General features: G+C 44.8%; 1 protein-coding gene. It reads right to left on the bottom strand.

The window, feature by feature from the left end:
- Window positions 1–313: 313 nt before the first annotated feature.
- A partial coding sequence (locus FPQ13_RS13595; protein ID WP_425456875.1) for an AMP-binding enzyme occupies window positions 314–524 on the bottom strand: 211 nt, incomplete at its 5' end.

Here is a 524-nt window from a genome sequence, read left to right as displayed (position 1 = left end):
ATTGGGATATATCAACGGTGGTATATCCAGTGATTTTTTTCTCCATTTTAGCTTCCTTAGCTCCTGAAAATCTCGCCCGATCCTAACTCAAAATCCACACATTATACGAGCCGGAAGCATAAAGTGTAAAGCCTGGGGTGCCTAATGCGGCCGCCATAGTGACTGGATATGTTGTGTTTTACAGTATTATGTAGTCTGTTTTTTATGCAAAATCTAATTTAATATATTGATATTTATATCATTTTACGTTTCTCGTTCAGCTTTTTTGTACAAACTTGTTGATATCTGCAGAATTCGGATCAAACAACTAGAATTACACGGCGATCTTGCCGCCCTTCTTGGCCTTAATGAGAATCTCGCGGATCTTGCGGGCGTCCAACTTGCCGGTCAGTCCTTTAGGCACCTCGTCCACGAACACAACACCACCGCGCAGCTTCTTGGCGGTTGTAACCTGGCTGGCCACATAGTCCACGATCTCCTTCTCGGTCATGGTTTTACCGTGTTCCAGCACGACGACTGCGGCG

The sequence above is a fragment of the Allobacillus salarius genome (assembly GCF_007559425.1).
Lineage (GTDB): Bacteria > Bacillota > Bacilli > Bacillales > Alkalibacillaceae > Allobacillus > Allobacillus salarius.
This window is presented reverse-complemented; position numbering and strand designations above follow the sequence as displayed.